Below are 17,913 nucleotides of genomic sequence, written 5' to 3' on the forward strand. Positions count from 1 at the left end.
ACGAACACCGGAGTGTGATCTGTGCGGACCCTCCTGATCGACAACCACGACTCGTACACGTACAACCTGTTCCACCTCGTCGCGGAAGTGAACGGGGAAGACCCCCTCGTGCTGCGCAACGACGACCCGGAGCTGGCCAGGCTGTCGTTCAACGAGGTGGACAACGTGGTGATCTCCCCAGGGCCCGGTCGACCGGGTCGGGACCGGGATCTCGCCGGGGCGAGCCGCTTCCTGGACCAGGATCTGTTACCGGTACTCGGGGTGTGCCTCGGCCACCAGGGGTTGGGCTTCCAGGCCGGCGCGCAGGTCGCGTTCGCGCCACAGGCCCGACACGGTCATCCGACCACCGTCGCGCACGACGGGCGCGGCCTGTTCGCGGGAATCCCCCAAGGGTTCACCGCGGTCCGCTACCACTCGTTGTGCGTGCGCGAACCGTTGCCACCGGGACTGGAGGCCACCGCCTGGGCGGAGGACGGCGTGCTGATGGGGCTGCGCCACCGGTCCCGCCCTCAGTGGGGAGTGCAGTTCCACCCGGAGTCGATCCTCACCGAGTGGGGAACCCGGCTGGTGGCCAATTTCCGTGCGCTCTCCGAGGTGGCGAGACCGTCCATCACGGTGTCCGGTTCCAGCCCCGCACCTGCGGAAACGGCGCCCGAGACGCCCGCCCGGCACACCGGCCACCGGCTGCACACCGCGGTGCACCGCGGAGCCGTCGACCCGGAGCAGGTGTTCGCGGAACTCCACTCGGCATCACCACGCGCGTTCTGGCTGGACGGCGCCGGCGCGGACGACCGGGGGTCGCGCTTCTCCTACCTCGGTGACGACACCGGTCCGCTCGCCGAGTACCTCAGCTACGACGTGCAAGACGGCGTGCTGACGGTGGAACGCGCGGGCCGACCACCGACCAGGCTGCACGACGACGTGTTCGCCTACCTGCGGCGCGGTCTCGACCAACGCGCACACCCCCGGCCGGACCTCCCGTTCGACTTCACGTGCGGCTGGGTCGGGTACTTCGGGTACGAGCTCAAGGCGGTCCTCGGTGGCCGGGCCGCCCACCGCAGCAGCACCCCCGACGCCGCCTGGTTGTTCGCCGACCGGGTCGTCGTCATCGACCACCACGAGCACACGGCGTACCTGCTCTGCCTGGCCGAGGACACGCCGACCGCCGCTGAGGAGGCCGCCGCCTGGCTCGACGCGGCACTCCTCACCCTGTCCTCCCTGTCGTCGCACAAGACACCTCCGGCCAGAGCCTGGCTGTATCCGACGACTCGGCACGACGACGACGCCGTGGAGATCACCGAACGTTGGCTGCTGCGCGACGCCGAGGGCTACCGCGCCGATGTCGTCTCCTCCCAGGAACGGCTGCACGCGGGCGAGAGCTACGAGGTCTGCCTGACCACGGCGGTGGAACTGCCCGCGACGTCCACCTCGGCCGACTACTACCGGGTGCTGCGCCGGGTCAACCCGGCGCCGTTCTCCGCCTACCTGCGCTTCGGCGAGGTCGACGTGGCCAGTTCGTCACCGGAGCGGTTCCTCCGGGTCGGCGCCGACGGCGTCGTGCAGGCCGAACCGATCAAAGGCACGTCCGCCCGCGGCGCGACCCCCGAAGAGGACGCCGCACTGCGTGACGGTCTGATCGAGGACCCGAAGACGCGCGCCGAGAACCTGATGATCGTGGACCTGCTGCGCAACGACCTGGGGCGGGTGTGCCGGGTGGGCACGGTGGGAGTGCCGGAGCTGATGGCGACCCGGAGCTACCAGACCGTGCACCAGCTCGTCTCGACGGTGCGCGGCGAGCTGAGACCAGGGCTGGACGCGCTGGACTGCGTACGGGCCTGTTTCCCCGGCGGGTCCATGACCGGGGCGCCCAAGGAACGCACGATGGAGATCATCGACGAGCTGGAGTCCGGTGCCCGCGGCGTGTACTCCGGCGCGCTGGGCTTCCTGAGCTGCAACGGCTCCGCCGACCTGAGCATCGTCATCCGCACCGCGGTCTTCGCCTCCGGACGGGTGCGGATCGGAGCCGGCGGGGCGGTCGTGCTGGGCTCCGATCCCGAGGCGGAATACCGGGAGATGCTGCTCAAGCTGGCCGCGCCGATGCGGGCCTACTGGGGTTCCGGCGTGCACCAACCGGCCGCGGTGCTGCCCGCCGAGCCGCGCGTGTCCCGGGGCAGGCACGCACGCCGCCGCCGCGCCACCGCACGGCGCACCGAGGTGGAGGCCGGCTGATGACGGGAGTCGACAACGCGGCGGGTGCGCTGGCCGCACGCGCCGAGCGGTCCGGCTGGTCGTCCCGGCCCGCCTATCTGGTGGGCGACGACGTGTGGACGCACGGTCAGGTGCACGACCGCGCCGCGCGCGCCACAGGCGTGCTGCGCGACCACGGTATCGGCCGGGGCGACCACGTGCTGCTGGCCGCGCCGGACGGTGTCGCGTGGGTGGTCGCGTTCCTGGCGATAGCCCGGCTGGGTGCGGTGGCGGTGCTGGTGAATCCGGAACTCCCCGCAGCCGATCACGAACTGCTGCTGGCGGACTGCGGCGCACGCGCCTGCGTGACGGAGGCGGCGTTGGCGGACCGCTTCTCCGGATGCACGTGGATCGACGTCGACCGGCTGTTCGACCGGGCCTCGACGGCCGCGGTCGTGCCCGCGGTCGACGTCACCGCGACGAGCCCGCTCTACGTGCAGTACACCTCCGGGACCACCGGTCGACCGAAGGGCGTCGTGCACGCCCACAAAGACCTCTACTGGTACGGCACCTCGGTGGGACGTCACGTGCTGCGCATCGAGCCCGACGACATCGCGCTGTCGGTCTCGAAGATGTTCTGGGCGTACGGCTTCGGCAACGCGCTGGTGTTCCCACTGCACTCGGGTTCGGCCGCGGTGCTCGCACCGCACCGCCCCGCGGCGGAGGAGATCATCGACATGGTGGCCCGGCACAGGGTGAGCGTCCTGTACTCCGTGCCGTCCTCCTACGGGGCGCTGGCGTCCGCCGACACCCGCGGCGCGCTGAAGTCCCTGCGTGTCGCGGTGTCCGCCGGCGAGCCGCTGCCCGACTCGCTCGGCACCCGACTGATCCACGAGCTGGGGATCGAGGTGTTGGAGCAGATCGGCTCCACCGAGGCCGGGCACGCGTTCTGCGCCAACCGGATAGACGACAACACCCCGGGCACGCTGGGCCCGCCGGTGCCCGGATGGGAGGTGCAGGTGCGTGATCGGCACGGCCGACCGGTCGCCACCGGCACCGAGGGTGAACTGTGGGTGCGCGGTCCGACGCTGTTCTCCCACTACCTCAACCAGCCGGAACTCACTGGGAAAACACTCGTCGACGGCTGGCTGGCCACCCACGACCGGGCCCGCCGCAACGCCGACGGCACGGTGAGCCACCTCGGCCGCACCGACGACATGGAGATGGTCGGCGGGATCTCCCTGTCGCCACTGGAGGTCGAGCGGGTCCTGGCCGCGCACCCCATGGTCCGCGAGGCCGCGGTGGCCGCCGTGCTCGACCACCAGCACGCCTCACGGCTGCGGGCGTTCGTGGTTCCCGAAGGCGGAACCGGACACGCACCGGGTCTGGAGGTCGAGCTGATCGCCTGGACCCGGTCCCGGCTCCCCGCGTTCAAGGTGCCTCGCACGGTGCGGCTCGTGCACCGGTTGCCGAGGACCGCCACCGGCAAGTTGCGTCGGCACGTCGTGCGCACGGGTTCCTGGTGACCTGTCCGCCCACCATCCACAGAGGAGTTACCGTGCAGCAGAAGATCTTCTCCGGCAGTGGTTTCTACATCGGGCGGATGTTCCGCGAGGCGGCGTCCCGCCACGGCGACGTGCCGGTCGTCCTGGACCGTCCGCTCGACGTGGCCCCCGAGGAAGGCCTCCAGCACACCTACCGGTCACTGGCCGATCTGGTGGACCGGCTGGCGGACAAGCTGTGGGCGGCCGGGGCCAGGCCCGCGAGCCCCGTCGCGGTCCACAAGAGCGACAACGCCGACATCGCGTTGCTCGCCTGTGCCGCGTCCCGCATCGGTGCGGTGCCCGTCCTCTTGTCACCCGGTCTGGACGCCGTCACGGTCGGCATCCTGCTCGGCAGGCTCGACCGGCCGTTGCTGGTCACCGACGAGACGACGTTGTCACGGCTCATGGCGCACACCGACATCTCCGGGCTGACCAGCAGGCGCCTCCTGGTGAGCGGGTCGGCCCGCGACGCCGTGGCACTCTCCGACGTCCTGGTGACCAGACCGGCCAAGCCGGTTCGGCTCTACCCCGACGAGCCCGCGCTGATCACGCACAGCTCGGGCACGACCGACGTGCCCAAACTCGCCGTGCACTGCCCCCGAGCGCTGTGGAACAGGTTGGTGCCGCAGAAGGTCATGGCGCTTCCGGTGCGCGGGGAGACGGCCGCCTTCTGCATGTCGTTCGTCCACTCCCGCTTCTACCACGCGCTCGGCACGTTCCTGTCCGGTGGCAGCCCGTTGCTCTTGCTGGTGGACCACGACCCCGCCTCGGTCGGCCCGCTGTTGACCCGGTGGCGGCCGGGTGTGGTGGAAACGCACCCCAACACGTTCGTGCTGTGGGAAGACCTGGTGGATGCTCCGGGAGCACCGCTGCGTGATGTCCGCTGTTTCAGCAGCACGTTCGACGCCATCCACCCGCGCACCGTGCAACGGCTGCTCGGCGCGTCCCAGCGTCGCGGCAAGTACCTCATGCAGCTCTACGGTCAGAGCGAGACCGGGCCGGTGGCCGTGCGCGTGTTCACCGAACGGGGCGCGACGCGCGGCGACGGACGACTGGTGGGCATGGGCATCCCCGGCTTCACCAAGGTCCGGATCACCGACGATTCCGGCGCTCCGGTGCCGCGCGGAACGGTAGGGCACATCGAGGCGCGCACCCGTGGCCGGATTCTCACCTACCAGGGAGCGCAGGACAGGTTCGACGCGCAGCTCAACGGGAGCTGGTGGCGCATGGGCGACATGGGCACGCGCAGCTGGTGGGGCGGACTGCACCTGGTCGACCGCGAGATCGACCGGATCGACGACGTGGACAGCAACCTGCGGATCGAGGACGTGCTGATGTCCCGGCTGGACGAGTTGCGCGAGGTGGTCGTGGTTCCCGGCGCGGGCGGGGTGCCGGTGCCGGTGGTGTGCACCCGCACCGGGGCGCCGCTGGTGCGGGCGCGGTGGCGGCGGGCGACGGCCGACCTGCCGAACCTGGGCGCACCGCAGCAGTGGGCGTTCGACGACCTGCCCAGAACGTCGACGTGGAAGATCAAACGCGTGGCGCTCGCCCGGTTGATCGGCGCCGGCGACAGCGTGGTGGCCCGTGGCTGAGGCGGCCGGACCGGTGATCGTCGTGGGCGCGGGTCCGGTCGGGCTCTTCGCGGCGCTGGCCCTGCGCGCCCGGCGGATTCCGGTGCTCCTGCTCGAAGCCGACCCCGCCGACCGGGTCAGCACCGGCAGTCGCGCTCTCTACGTGCACGGCGAGTCGTTGAGGCTGCTGGAATCCACCAGCCCGCGGCTGGGAGCGGAACTCGCGGCGCACGGCGTGCTCTGGAACGTCCGCCGCACCCTGTACCGGGGGCGGCAGGTGTACGCACGGGAGTACCCGGCGCACGACGCGTCCCGCGGCCTGCCACCGTTCACCAGCCTGCGGCAGAGCGAGACCGAGCGGATTCTGCGCGACGCCTGTCAACGGGCGGGTGTGGACATGCTGTGGAACCACCCCGTCACCGAGGTGGCCGCCGACTCCGACGGCGTCATCGTCACCACCGCCGGCGGCGAGACCTGTTGGGGCAGCCACGTCGTGGGAGCGGACGGAGCCAGGTCGACGGTGCGCAAGAGCGCGGGCGTCTCGTTGGCCGGCTCGGCCGCCCAGGACGGGTTCCACGTTGTCGTCGACGTCGCCGACGAGCCCTGCCGCGCACCGAGCCTGGAACGGGTGATGCACTACGAACACCCCGCCGCGGACGGTCGTGGCGTGCTGATCGTGCCCTACGCGTCGGGTTTCCAGGTCGACGTGCAGAGCCGTGCCGGTGACGATCCGGACGTCATCGCCTCGCCCGCGGAGGTGCGGCGGTGGCTGCCCGAGCTGATCGGGCCGACGCCGACCGCGCGCATCACGGCGATCTCGGTGTACCGGTTCCTCCAGCTGATCGCCGACGACTTCACCGACCCGCACCGACGGGTACTGCTCGTCGGGGAGGCCGCCCACCTGTTTCCCCCCTTCGGCGCGCGCGGCATGAACAGCGGCTTCGTCGACGCCCAGGCGGCAGCGGAGGCCATCGCGACCGGGCGCCGCTCCCCCGCGGCGAACGCCGACGCCGTCACCGGGTTCGTCACCGCCAGGCGTGCGGCGGCGCAGGTCAACAGCGCCGCCGCAGGTGCGGCCCTGCGGCACCTGCGTCCGCGCGGCGCGGCGGCCCGGCTGCGACGGACCGCGGCGGCACGTCTCGCACCGGTGGTGCCGAGGTTCGGCGAGTGGCTTGAGCACGCACCCTACGGCCCCAGACCAAGGACTTCGACGAGCAGAACGGGTCGCTGAATGAGAATCGACGACAGCTCTCTGTTGGTGGCCGATTCCTGGCTGGTGCTGAACGGGGCGGTGCGGTCACTGGATCGGCACGTCGTCCGGTTCACCCGGGCCTGTCTGGAGGTCGGTGTCGTCACACCGCAGGAGCTGCACAAGTTCTGGCGCGATGCGATCGCCGCGCTGCCCCGCTCGGGCGCGTGGTTCCCGAGGGTGGAACTCGTCGGCGACCCGCCGGAGTTGCGCCTGCGAATCCGCCGGGCGCCCGCGCGCGGCGAGGACGTGCGGGTGTGGGTGCCGGACGCGGTCGATCACCGGTGTAATCCGACCCGCAAGGGACCGGACCTCCTCGCGCTGAGCCGCCTGCGGGCCGAGGCGGCGATCCACCGGGCCGAGGAAGCGCTGTTGCGGACGGTGGACGGCACCGTGGTCGAAGCGGCGACGTCGTCGATCCTGTGGTGGGAGGACGACGTGCTGTGCTCGCCGCCCGAGGAGATCCCGGCGCTGGCCGGCACCACCGCCGGGCTGGTGAAGGACCTGGCCAGGGCGAGCGGGATTCGGACGGCTCATCGTGCCCGCCGGGTCGAGGAGTTGGCCGGCCGGGAGGTGTGGTTGCTCAACGCCCTGCACGGCATCCGCTTGGTGACCGGGTGGGTCGGGTGCGATGTCGACGCCGGCCGGGGCACGCACTTCCGGCAGTGGCGGGAGCAGGTCGAGCGGCTGCGCACGCCGCTGGACCCGCCCGCCGCCACGCTGCCGTATCAGCCGTTGCTCGTCGTGGAGGGCTGAGCGGCGGGGACCATGCGGGTGCTGATCGCGATGCGGTTGTAGGAGTTGATCACGGTGCTGACCCAGATGAGCGCGGCGAGCGCGGGCTCGTCGAACTCGGCGGCGGCGGCCCGGTACACCCCGTCCGGCACCCGACCGTCGTGCACGAGGGTGATCGCCTCGGCCAGCGCGAGAGCGGCCTTCTCCCGCGCGTCGAACAGCGGCGACTCCGGCCAGCCGGCCAGGGCGGCGAGGCGCTGCTCCGACTCGCCGCCGGTCCTGGCATCGCGGTCGTGCAGGTCGATGCAGAACTCGCACCCGTTGATCTGCGAGACGCGCAAGCGCACCAGCTCCAGCAGCGCGGTGGGCACCCCGGCGCGCGCCGCGGCGTCCGCGGCCGAGAGGTGCAGCGCCCGCATGGCGGCGGACACGTCGGAGGTGACCGCCTTCAGGTTCACCCTCGGCTCACTCGTAGTGGTTGACATTCTTCGATACTAGCAACAGTCTCTGGACATATCCCTTCTGCCACAACGGAAATCACACTAAGTCCACAATGGACTTAGTGCTTCGAGCGCTGTCCTTCGCGGCTGAAGCCGGCTAGGGTTGACCGGTGTTCACTCTCGCTGTCGCCCAGCCGCGCTGTACCCCCTACGACGTGGCCGCCAACGTGGCGGCTCATGCATCGGCCGTGCGTGCGGCGGGTGCGCGGGTGGTGGTGTTCCCGGAGCTGTCGTTGACGGGGTACCACTTCGACGCGCCGGTGGTGCCGTTCGACCTGGTGGAGCCGTTGGTGCAGGCCTGCGCCGAGACGGGGACCGTGGCGTTCGCGGGCGCGCCGGTGCAGGGGCCGCACATCGGTGTGCTGGAGGTTTCCGGCGCGGGTGTGCGGGTGGCGTACCGGAAGATGTGGCTCGGCGGCGGGGAGCCGGTGCGCTTCCGCCCCGGTGACGCGCCCGCGGTGGTCGAGGTGGACGGGGTGCGGCTCGGGTTGGCCGTGTGCAAGGACACCGGCGTGCCGCAGCACGCGGCGGACACGGCGGCGTTGGGCATCGACGTGTACGTGGCCGGCGTGTTGGAGCACGCGTGGGACTCGGCTGTGGTTGACGAGCGGGCGCGGCGGATCGCGGTCGAGCACGGTGTGTGGGTCGCGGTGGCGAGTTTCGCCGGCTCGACCGGTGAAGGGTATGCGTCTGCCGCGGGCCGTTCGGCGGTATGGGACTCGTCCGGTCGGATGGTCGTATCCGCTGACACCTCGGTCGACTCCGTGGTGCGGGCGGTGATCCCCGCGCGCGCCACGCGGTGAGGGGCCAGGACCGGTGGCGTCTAGGGTGGCCGGCGTGGAGATCGCGGTGGTCACCGGGGCGGCGCGGGGTTTCGGGCTGGAGATCGCCCGGAGGTTGCGCGCTCGTGGGTACGAGGTCGTGCTGGCGGATGTCGATGCGGCGGTGGAGGACGCCGCGCGGGCGATCGGTGGGCATGGGGCGGTCGCCGACGTGCGTGATCCGGAGGCGCATCGGTCGGTCGCGGCGCGGGCGGCGGCGCTCGGGCGGGTGTCGGTGTGGGTGAACAACGCGGGTGTGGTGCTGACCGGGCAGCCGTGGGAGCACGGTGACGACGTGGTGCGGCGGACGGTCGAGGTGAACCTGCTCGGGGTGGTGTTCGGCTGTCAGGCGGCGGTCGACGTGATGCGGGCGGGCGGTGGGCGGATTCTGAACATCGCCTCGATGTCGGCGTTCGGCCCGGTGCCGGGACTCGCGGTGTACGCGGCGACCAAGGCCGCCGTGCTGACCTTCGGGCTGAGCCTCCACGGTGACCTGGAGCGGGCGGGTGTGCCGGTGCGGGTGCTCACGTGCTGCCCGGACGCGGCGGACACGAAGCTGCTGCGCGACGTCCAGGACGACCCGGCGTCGGCGATCCTGTTCTCCGGTGGCGGGCTGCTGTCGGCGGCGGAGGTGGCGGACCGGGCGGTGGCGATGCTGGACGGTCGGCGGCTGGTCCGGGCACTCCCGGCGTACCGGGCGGGCATGGCGCGGGCCGGCGCCGTCGTGCCTTCGCTGGGGTTGAAGGTCCTGGATCTCCTCCGCCGCTTCGGCGATCGGCGGCGGACCGGCGCCTGATCGCCACCCGCTGGAGCGGGGCGGGGTCAGCCGGTCAACGGTCCGACGACCCGTGCCCGGCTCTCGGCGAACAGCTCCCCCACCCGGTCCAACGCGATGTCCTCCGTGGCCAGCACCACCGCGATCCGCTCGAACGCCAGCAGGAACGCCCCGATCTCCTCTCGCGCCAACACCGCCGTGTCCGCCATCAACGCCAACTGCATCCGGTCGGTGGTGCCGCGGGTGTCCAGGTACAGCACCATGTCCTCGGCGTCGGAGGTCGCGGGCCACGACAGCTCGGACGCGGTGGTGTCCACTTCGGACGCGGTGCGGCGCGGTGTGCGGATCGTGGACCACATGTCGTTGAACTGGGTCCCCGGTTCGAGCACCCCGCCCCACGTGCGGACCACCTCCTGGGCCGCACGGGTGTCGTAACGGGAGTGGGCGCGGGCATCGGACATCGTGCGCTCGACGCGGCGCAGGAGTTCTTCGAAGGAGTCCGCACGCAGGTCGATCACGGTGCGGACGGCCTGGTTGAGGGTGGTGACGCTGCCCATCAGCTCGGGTGTGACCCGGTTGCCCTGCATGACGTCCAAGCGGTGCAGCGGGCCTGGGCAGAAGCAGCGGACCAGCGCGGTGGCGATGGCCAGCAGCACCACCGACGTCGTCGTGCGGTAGCGGCGTGCCGCCCGGCGCACGGCCACCGGCAGCGCCGAGGAGTCCAGGTCGGCCCCGACGAAGCGCGGTGACGCGGGTTCGGCGCGGGCCGGGGTGGCCGGTGGCATCCGGTCCAGCTCGGCCCGCAGCCGGCGCATCGCCTCGACGTTGAGCAGCTGTCCGTCCGGTGACCGTTCGGACAGCGCGAGGTCGACCGGTTGCAGCGCCCGCCGCGGCGGCGGTGGTGCCGTGCCGTCGACGCGGGCCTTGAACATGGCCGCCATCTCGGTCACCAGCAGCTCGGCGCCGGTGTAGTCGGCGGCCAGGTGAGAGAGGGCGAACACGACGACCACCGGGATGCCCTCGTGCAGCGCGACGGACAGCCGAATCGGCAGCTCGCGGGCGTGGTCGAACGGCTCCGCCGTGCCGCGCTGCCAGCAGGTGGTCACGATGTCGCTGAACTCGACCGGGTCGTCGGCGGGCCGGTCGTACACGTCGACCAGCAACGTCCCGGACGCCGACACGTCCTGCGTCACGTCACCGCTCGGGCTCACGTGGAAGTGCGTGCGCAGGGACTCGTGCCGCCGCAGCAGCTCACCCACGACCTCCAGCACGTTCCCCAGCTCCAGCAGCAACGGCACCGGCAGCCACCGGGTGAGGAAGAAGAACGGCTTGATCTCCGGCAGCCAGTGCTGGATGCCGTCCCAGGTGCCCTGCTGGCCCCACGACAGCGGCCCGGTGCGGGCCCTGCCGCCGTGGAACTCGACTTCGGCACTGCTCTCGGTGATCACGACACCACTTCCGCGGGTTGGGCGAACAGGACCCGGCGCAGGCACCACACCGAGTAGGTCAGGCCGGCCGTCCAGCCCGCGACCACCGCCCACATCACCGCCTCGATGCCGAACACGCCGTGCAGCAGGTACGCGAACGGGATCTGCACCAGCACGAACGCGATCACCGTGCAGATCAGCGGCGCGGTGGTGCGGCGGGCGCCGTTGAGGTGGCCGTGCAGCACCACCATCACCGTGTAGAGCGCGAAGAACGGGTAGATGATCAGGATGTACCGCTCGGTCAGCTCCCGCGTGGCCGGGTCGTCGGTGAACAGCGCGGCGATCGGGCCGCGCGCGAGCAGCACCACGCCCGCCAGCGCCACGGTCAGGCCCACCGTCAGCCCGAGGGTCTGCCACAGGCCGCGCCGGGTCCGTTCCGCGTTGCCCGCGCCGAGGTTCTGCGCGGTGAACGCGGTGACCGCGCCGGAGAAGTCCAGGAACAGGATCGCGGTGAACTGCTCGATCCGGGACACGATGGTGAACGCCGCGAGCACCACCGGGCCGAACGCCTGGATGATCCAGACCAGCACCATGATGCCCACGGCCAGGATGATGTGCTGACTGGCCAACGGGAAGCCCAGCCGCACGGCGTCGACGAGCTCCCGCCGCACGGCGGGCCGCTCCCCCACCCTGGGCACCGGGTAGATCCGCGCCGAGTGCACCAGACCGGCGACCAGCGCGGCGGTCGCCGCCACCGCCGTGGCCAGCGCCGCACCGGCGATGCCCAGGTCCAGCACGGCCACGAACAGCAGCACCAGCACCACGTTCACGATGCTGCCGAACCCCTGCACCCACATCGCCGCCCGCGAGTCGCCCAGGCCGCGCAGGTACGCGCTCACCGCCGCCGACCCGAAGATGCCGGGGAACCCGAGGGACAGCGCCCCGATGAACCGCGCGCAGTCCTCGGCCAGCCGCCCCTCGATGCCCATCAGCGTCAACGTCGGCCCGGCCAGCACCGTGACCAGCAGGATGCAGCCGACCGACCACACCACCGTCAGCAGGCCCAACGACAGCACCACGCCACGGCGTTCACCGTCCTGCCGGGCGCCGCGCAAGTGCGCCAGCCGGATGGTGAACGCCGTGCCCAACCCGATGAACATCGCGTTCAGCAGGTAGAACAGCGGCCCGCTGGCGCCCACGGCGGCCAGTCCCTCGACGCCGACGTAGTGGCCGACGACGATGCCGTCGACCAGCAGGTAGCCCTGTTGCAGCAGGTTCGCGGCGGTCAGCGGCAACGCGAAGCCGACGATGCGCCGCAGCGCCGGCCCCGCGGTCATGTCCGACACGGTCATCAGGCGACTTCCGCGGCGAAGTCCGCCAGGTCCTCGACGTGGTAGGCGATCTCGGCGATGGTGCGGTCGGCGAGCAGGTCCGCCACGTCGTAGCCCACCCCGTGGCAGACCGCGATCGTGCCCGCCACGCCGGCGGCCATGATGGAATCACCGCCCAGGTCGAAGAAGTCGGCCTCGACGTCGAGCACGTCGTAGCCGAACGCCAGGGCCAGGCACTGGGCGACGGACCGCTCCACCTCGCTGTACTGGCCGTCCGGGCGGCCCTCCAGTGCCACCGACACCGCGGCGACACCGGCCCGCGTCTTCTCCGCGGCCTCGACCAGCCGCTGTTCCAGTGCCTTCATCTCCAGCTCCACCTTCGCCTCGATGTCGGCGGACAGCGGCACGTCGTAGGAGCGCAGCAGGTGGATCAGCTCACCGCGGTAGTTCAGCTCGCCCGCGAACAGCCGCGACCGCTTCGACCGCAGGCCCGCGTCCAGCACGCCGAGACCGACCGACGTCGGCAGCGCCTTGAACATGGTGTCGCCGTTGGTGCCGAAGTCCACCGCCATGCCGATCTCCTTCCACGCGACCCAGTCCAGCGCGATCACGTGGCACGGCCCACCGGCCTGGGCGCGGGCGAGGTTGTCGAGGTAGTAGTTCGCCGCCGCGTAGTCGGCCTGGCCGGGTGCGGGGAACACCGAGGCCACCGAGGAGAAGTGGGCGATGAAGTCCGGCCGGTCGTCGCGGGTCAGTTGGTCGAGCACGAACGCCGCGTGCAGCTTCGCCCGCACCACCGCGTCGAAGTCGGCCGACTGCCGGAACATGACCGTGCTGCCGCCGGGCAGTCCCGCCGCGTGCACGATGCCGTCGATGCGCCCGTGGTCGCGCCGGACCGTGGTGACCGCCTCGGCCAACGCCTCCGGGTCGCCCGCGTCGGCCGCGACGACGACCACCGTGGCGCCCGAGGCCTCCAACGCCCGCACGGCGTCGACCCGCTTGGCGGCGGCCGAGCCGGCGGGCACCGCGATCGGGTCGTCCCACTGCGCGCGGGGCGGCACGCCGGACCGGCTCAGCAGCACCAGCGTGAGGTCGGGTTGCGCGGCGGCGAAGTTCCCGGCCACGGCGAGGCCCAACGCGCCGGTGCCGCCGGTGATCAGGTAGGTGCCGCCGGGCTTGAGGTAGTCCGGCCCGTCCGGTCCGCCGGCCTCGACCTCCGGCACCTCCACGAACACCTCGCGCAGCCGTCGTTCGCCGCGCAGCAGGAACAGGCCGTGCTCGGCGGCGAACACCTCCGCCCGCAGCGCGGCCGGCGGCACGGCCGGGTCCACGTCCACGTGCTTGACCTTGATGTAGGGGTATTCGCGGCCGATCACCTTGCCGAACCCGACCAGCGCGGCGTTCTCCGCCACCACCGCCTCGCCTTCCTCGGCGCACACGGCGGTGCGCGTGACGACGGCGAGATCGACCTTCACCCCGGCCGCCATCAACGCCTTGGACAGCAGGAACAGGCTGTGCAGGTTCTTGCCGGTCCGCCGTTCGACCTCGGCCACGTCGGACGCCGGGGTGTCCTCGAACGCCAGCGCGTGCACCAGGTGCGTCACGCCGTCGCCCACCAGCCGCGCGATCTGCTCGTAGGCGGCGGTGTCCCCGGCGTGGAACACCGAACCGCCCTCGATCGGCTCGCCGAGGCGCAGGAACCGCACGTCTCCCAGGGCGGCGAGGACCTTCTCGGCGTCGGTGTCCGGGTCCACCAGGGCGAGCACCTTGGCGTTCGGCGCGGACACCGCCCGTGCCGCCGGGGTCTCCTGGAACTCCACGTCGTGCGTCACGGGGTGGCGCTCGTCGGTCGTGACCAGGTTCATCGTCTCGCGCCACGTGTCGGGGAAACTCACCCACGCCGTCGACTCGTCGAACGCGTACGCGGGCAGCCGGACCACACGGGGCGCCCGGTCGCCGTGCAGGGAACGCCAATCCACCTGGCCGCCGCGCGTGAACGCCCGACCTTGGTCGCCCAACGGGCCTTCCGGCAGCGGCACTGGCCGGTCGGCCAGCAGTTCGGCGAGCTTGTGGCGCAGGTCGGCGGCATCGGTGACGACGACCGCGACGCGGTGCCGGTGCCCGCCGCGCGAGACCTGGCTGGTGTAGCAGACGTCGGCGATGTCCACACCGGCGAGCCCGCCGCCGTCGATGAACCGGATGTGCCGCTCCACGATCCGCGTCAACGACTTGATCGTGGCCGCGCTGAGCGTGAACAGGTGCTCGCCGGAGGACGCCGGGCGCTCGTCGGCGGCGGTGAACTCCTCCAGCACCGCGTGCGCGTTGGTGCCGCCGAGCCCGAACGCGCTGACGCCGCAGCGGCGCGGGCCGTCGGACTCCCACGGCTCCAGGCTGGTCGGCACGTACAGCGGCCCGGAGGCGAAGTCGAGCTTCGGGTTGGGGTTGGCGAAGTTGGCCTGCGGCGGGATCATCCCGTTGCGCAGCACCGCGATCGCCTTGATCAGGCCGATCACGCCGGAGCCCTCGAACAGGTGGCCCACGTTGGCCTTCACCGTGCCGACCGCGCAGAAACCGCGATCGGCGGTGTGCTTGGCGAAGGCCCGTCTCATGCCCTCGTGCTCGATCGGGTCGCCGACGCGCGTCGCGGTGCCGTGCGCCTCGAAGTAGCCGATGGTGCGCGGGTCCACGTCGGCGTTGCGCCACGCCGACAGCAGCAGGTCGGCCTGCGAGTCGGAGTCGGGGTTGGTGATGCCCTCGGTGTTGCCGTCGTGGTTGACCGCGCTGCCCTTGATCACCGCGTACACCTGGTCGCCGTCGGCGAGCGCCCGGTCCAGCCGCTTGAGCACGACCGCGCCGGAGCCCTCGCCGAAGCCGGTGCCGTCGGCGGCCTCGTCGAAGGTGCGGGTCACGCCGTCGGAGGACTCGATGCCGATGTTGGAGTGCCGGTGCTTGACGGGCGCGAACACGATCCGCGCGCCGCCGACCACGGCCATGTCGCAGTCGTCGAGGAGCAGGGCGTTCTTCGCCAGGTGCACCGCGACCAGGGTGGCCGAGCAGGCGGTGTCCACCACCATGCTGGGTCCGCGCAGGTCCAGGAAGTGCGACAGCCGGTTGGCCAGCATCGCCGGGATGTTGCCGGTGATGGCCTGCTGGCCGACCGACGGGTCGACCCGGCTGATGTAGTCCAGGTAGGTCGAGCCGGGGTTGACCGCGAACCCGACGTAGACGCCGGTGCGGCTGCCGCGCAACCGGTCCAGCGAGTAGCCCGCGTCCTCGAACGCCAGGTACATCGCGCGCAGCACCATCCGGTGGTGCGGGTCGGTCAGCGTCGCCTGCCGGGGGTTCATCCCGAACGCGGCGTGGTCGAAGCTGTCGACGGTGTCGAGGAAGTAGCCGTTGTGGAAGTCGATGTCCGGCTCGGGCACCGGGTCGATGCTGGTCGCGCGCAAGTAGCGGATGTACTCGGCCAGCTTCTCCCGGCGGTCGGCCGGGAACGGCCTGCTGGTGCTCGTGCCGGTGCTGACCAGTTGCCAGAAGGCGTCCAGGTCGCGCGCACCGGGCACGTCCACCGAGAGGCCGACTACTGCGATGTCCGTGTTCATGACGATGCCCCTCAGCGGATCTTGTTGACGAGTGAGGTCAGGGTCCGGCCGTTGACCTCGTCGAACTCGGTGACGCCCGCGGCGCGCAGGGTCTGGACCGCGCGCACCCACTCCACCGGCGCGGACAGCTGGCGGGCGAGCAGGTCCGGGCCGGTGAACGGCTCGCCGGTGACGCTGGAGACCACGGGCGTGGTCGCGGGCGCGAACTCGAAGCCCTCCAGCACCTCCCGGAACGCCGCTTCGGCGGGCTCCATCAGCGGGGTGTGGAACGGGCCGCTGACGTTGATCGGCACCACCCGCGCGCCGGGCAGCGCGCCGATCGCCTTGCCCGCCACCGCGACCTCCGCGCGGTCGCCCGCGATCGTGGTCTGGGTGTCGGCGTTGAGGTTGGCCAGGAATACCTTCGACAGGCCGGTCTCGACCAACGCGCGCCGCACGAACGCCGCGGGCACGCCCTGCACCGCGGACATGCCGCCGCCGCTGATCGTCGACATCAGCTCGGCCCGCCGTTTCACCAGCCGCAGCCCGGCCGCGAGGTCGAGCACACCGCCCGCGACCAGCGCGTTGTACTCGCCGAGGCTGTGCCCGGCGAAGTAGGCGTACCGGCCCGGGTGCTCGGCGAGCCGGTCGCGCCCGAGCAGCGCGTTGACGAAGAACACGGCGGGCTGGGCGTAGCGGGTATCGCGCAGCCGCCGCTCCGGGTCCCGGACGCACAGTTCCTCGATCGAGTAGCCGAGGATCTCGTCGGCGAGCGCGGTGGCGTCGGGGTGCCGGGCGAACAGCTCGGCGCCCATCCCCTTGCGCTGGACGCCCTGACCGGGGAAGAGAAGACAGAACACGGCGGTTCTCCTATCCAGCTCGGCGGGTTTGTCGGAACGACTCGAAGCGCACGACCCTGTCGTCGGTGCGCAGGCACTCGCGGGTGAACCGGCGGGCTCCGGCGCCGGGGCCGCAGTCCAGGACGCGGTCCACGGCCGCGTCGGTGACGGCGTGCCGTGCGGCCGGCTCCCAGTCGATGGGCCGCACGAACACCTGCCGGAGGTACTCGTCCACCAGGTCGTCGGCGTGCTGGAGGTTGCGCGGGCCGTCGGTGGCGTAGACCGGCAGTTCCAGTCGGTCGGGTGCGGGCACCGGGCCGACGAAGTCGAGGTCCGCGCGGACCCGTTCCGGCACGGAAGCCAGGGCGGGGCTGTGGAAGGGGATCGTGTGGGGCAGGAATGCCCAGCCGACCCCCGGTCGTTCGAACGCCGACGCGTGCGTGGCGCGCAGGGCGAGCAGGTCGGACGTCGTGCCGCTGAGGACGTGCGCGGTGGGCGCGTTGACCAGGCCGAGCGACACGGAACCCGTCAGCAGGCCCACCAGTTCGTCGCGCCGCATCCCGGTCACCGACGCCATCGGTCCGGGCGCGCCACCCCGGACGGCCCGGTACCCGGCGGCCAGGCCGGGTGCCACGCCGAGGTCCGGCGCGATCCGGTGCGCCCGGACCAGGCTCACCACGACCAGTTTCAACGAGGTGGCGGCCAGCGCCAGGAACTCGTCCGGCCGGCGCGGGCGCAGACCCGCCACCACCGCGGCCTGGAGACCGATGCTGTGCCCGAGCGCGGCCACCACGCCATCGGCGGTGTCGCGGACGGTCGGCTGGAGTTGGCAGAGCTGGTGGACGTGCACGCACACGCCCGCCGCCGTGGAGTCCAGGGCCGGCGGTTCGACACCGTCGAGCCACTTTTCCAACGGCAGCCCTCCGGGCACCGCGTCGGGACCCAGGTAATCGACCGCGTCGTCCAGCGCCCGGTACACCGCGTGGAAGAAGGCGGCGTTCTCCGGCCGCCCGCGCAGCACGCGCAGGGCGGTTATGAGGTGATCATTGTTCCCACCGAGACCGTCGAACAACAAAAGAGCGCGCATTACACCTCGACCTGTTTCGGGCAGCACGGGTCCGGACCGGGGGTGGCACCGGGTCACGATGCCGTTCACCTGGCCTGATGTGTTACAGGAAGTCGCCGAGAATTTACTTGGCAGCGACATCGGCGACGACCCGATAGGCCACCCCTATGGGGCCGGACAGGTATTCGCATTCTTTATGACGGGCATTGTCTGACCGTGTGCGGTGTGCTCCTTGATCGGTCGTCGTGTTCTCTCGAACGCGGCGTCACGCTAATCGCGGATTCCGT

At 71.6% G+C, this 17,913-nt stretch carries 13 protein-coding genes; 7 read left to right on the forward strand and 6 right to left on the reverse strand.

What is annotated here, in order from left to right; translation table 11 throughout:
* The first annotated feature begins 21 nt into the window (after positions 1–21).
* Genes pabB through ALI22I_RS28940 form a run of 5 tightly spaced genes read left to right on the forward strand, consistent with a single transcriptional unit; the run spans position 22 to position 7,307 of the window.
* A complete protein-coding gene (gene pabB / locus ALI22I_RS28920; RefSeq protein ID WP_077008728.1) occupies positions 22–2,229 on the forward strand; it encodes an aminodeoxychorismate synthase component I in 2,208 nt (735 codons plus the stop codon).
* Positions 2,229–3,713: an AMP-binding protein gene (locus ALI22I_RS28925; RefSeq protein ID WP_077008729.1), complete on the forward strand. Its 1,485-nt coding sequence runs from the start codon at positions 2,229–2,231 to the stop codon at positions 3,711–3,713. Before pabB ends, ALI22I_RS28925 begins: the two co-directional genes overlap by 1 nt.
* A gap of 32 nt (positions 3,714–3,745) precedes the next feature.
* Positions 3,746–5,323 (forward strand): AMP-binding protein, encoded by a 1,578-nt coding sequence (locus tag ALI22I_RS28930; protein WP_077008730.1) that lies wholly within the window; start codon positions 3,746–3,748, stop codon positions 5,321–5,323.
* Positions 5,316–6,533: an FAD-dependent monooxygenase gene (locus ALI22I_RS28935; protein WP_077008731.1), complete on the forward strand. Its 1,218-nt coding sequence runs from the start codon at positions 5,316–5,318 to the stop codon at positions 6,531–6,533. Before ALI22I_RS28930 ends, ALI22I_RS28935 begins: the two co-directional genes overlap by 8 nt.
* Positions 6,534–7,307: an aminotransferase class IV gene (locus ALI22I_RS28940; RefSeq protein ID WP_077008732.1), complete on the forward strand. Its 774-nt coding sequence runs from the start codon at positions 6,534–6,536 to the stop codon at positions 7,305–7,307.
* Here ALI22I_RS28940 and ALI22I_RS28945 read toward each other — a convergent pair.
* A complete protein-coding gene (locus ALI22I_RS28945; protein ID WP_077008733.1) occupies positions 7,280–7,771 on the reverse strand; it encodes a carboxymuconolactone decarboxylase family protein in 492 nt (163 codons plus the stop codon). The two genes, ALI22I_RS28940 and ALI22I_RS28945, sit on opposite strands and share 28 nt — an antisense overlap.
* 125 nt (positions 7,772–7,896) lie before the next feature.
* Here ALI22I_RS28945 and ALI22I_RS28950 point away from each other — a divergent pair, with 125 nt between their 5' ends.
* On the forward strand, positions 7,897–8,589 hold the full coding sequence (locus ALI22I_RS28950) for a carbon-nitrogen hydrolase family protein (protein WP_077008734.1): 693 nt from the start codon (positions 7,897–7,899) through the stop codon (positions 8,587–8,589).
* Between the two features lie 34 nt (positions 8,590–8,623).
* Positions 8,624–9,403 carry an SDR family oxidoreductase gene (locus ALI22I_RS28955; RefSeq protein ID WP_077009273.1) on the forward strand — a complete coding sequence of 260 codons (780 nt, stop codon included), beginning with the start codon at positions 8,624–8,626 and terminating at the stop codon, positions 9,401–9,403.
* 26 nt (positions 9,404–9,429) lie between these two features.
* Here ALI22I_RS28955 and ALI22I_RS28960 read toward each other — a convergent pair whose 3' ends face one another.
* Genes ALI22I_RS28960 through ALI22I_RS28980 form a run of 5 tightly spaced genes read right to left on the reverse strand, consistent with a single transcriptional unit; the run spans position 9,430 to position 17,647 of the window.
* Positions 9,430–10,830, reverse strand: coding sequence for a condensation domain-containing protein (locus ALI22I_RS28960; RefSeq protein ID WP_077008735.1), 1,401 nt, complete (start codon positions 10,828–10,830; stop codon positions 9,430–9,432).
* Entirely contained in the window at positions 10,827–12,146 is a 1,320-nt protein-coding gene (locus tag ALI22I_RS28965) for an MATE family efflux transporter (protein ID WP_179118403.1), read from the reverse strand. The genes ALI22I_RS28960 and ALI22I_RS28965 overlap by 4 nt, the downstream gene beginning before the upstream one ends.
* A 14-nt stretch (positions 12,147–12,160) precedes the next feature.
* Complete coding sequence (locus tag ALI22I_RS28970; protein WP_077008737.1) at positions 12,161–15,742, reverse strand: SDR family NAD(P)-dependent oxidoreductase; 3,582 nt, start codon at positions 15,740–15,742, stop codon at positions 12,161–12,163.
* A gap of 11 nt (positions 15,743–15,753) precedes the next feature.
* Positions 15,754–16,581 carry an ACP S-malonyltransferase gene (locus tag ALI22I_RS28975; RefSeq protein WP_143532491.1) on the reverse strand — a complete coding sequence of 276 codons (828 nt, stop codon included), beginning with the start codon at positions 16,579–16,581 and terminating at the stop codon, positions 15,754–15,756.
* A gap of 10 nt (positions 16,582–16,591) precedes the next feature.
* Positions 16,592–17,647, reverse strand: a complete 1,056-nt coding sequence (locus ALI22I_RS28980; RefSeq protein ID WP_143532492.1) for a hypothetical protein — start codon at positions 17,645–17,647, stop codon at positions 16,592–16,594.
* Positions 17,648–17,913: the final 266 nt, after the last annotated feature.

This window comes from Saccharothrix sp. ALI-22-I (assembly GCF_001984175.1).
In the GTDB taxonomy this organism is placed as follows: Bacteria; Actinomycetota; Actinomycetes; order Mycobacteriales; family Pseudonocardiaceae; genus Actinosynnema.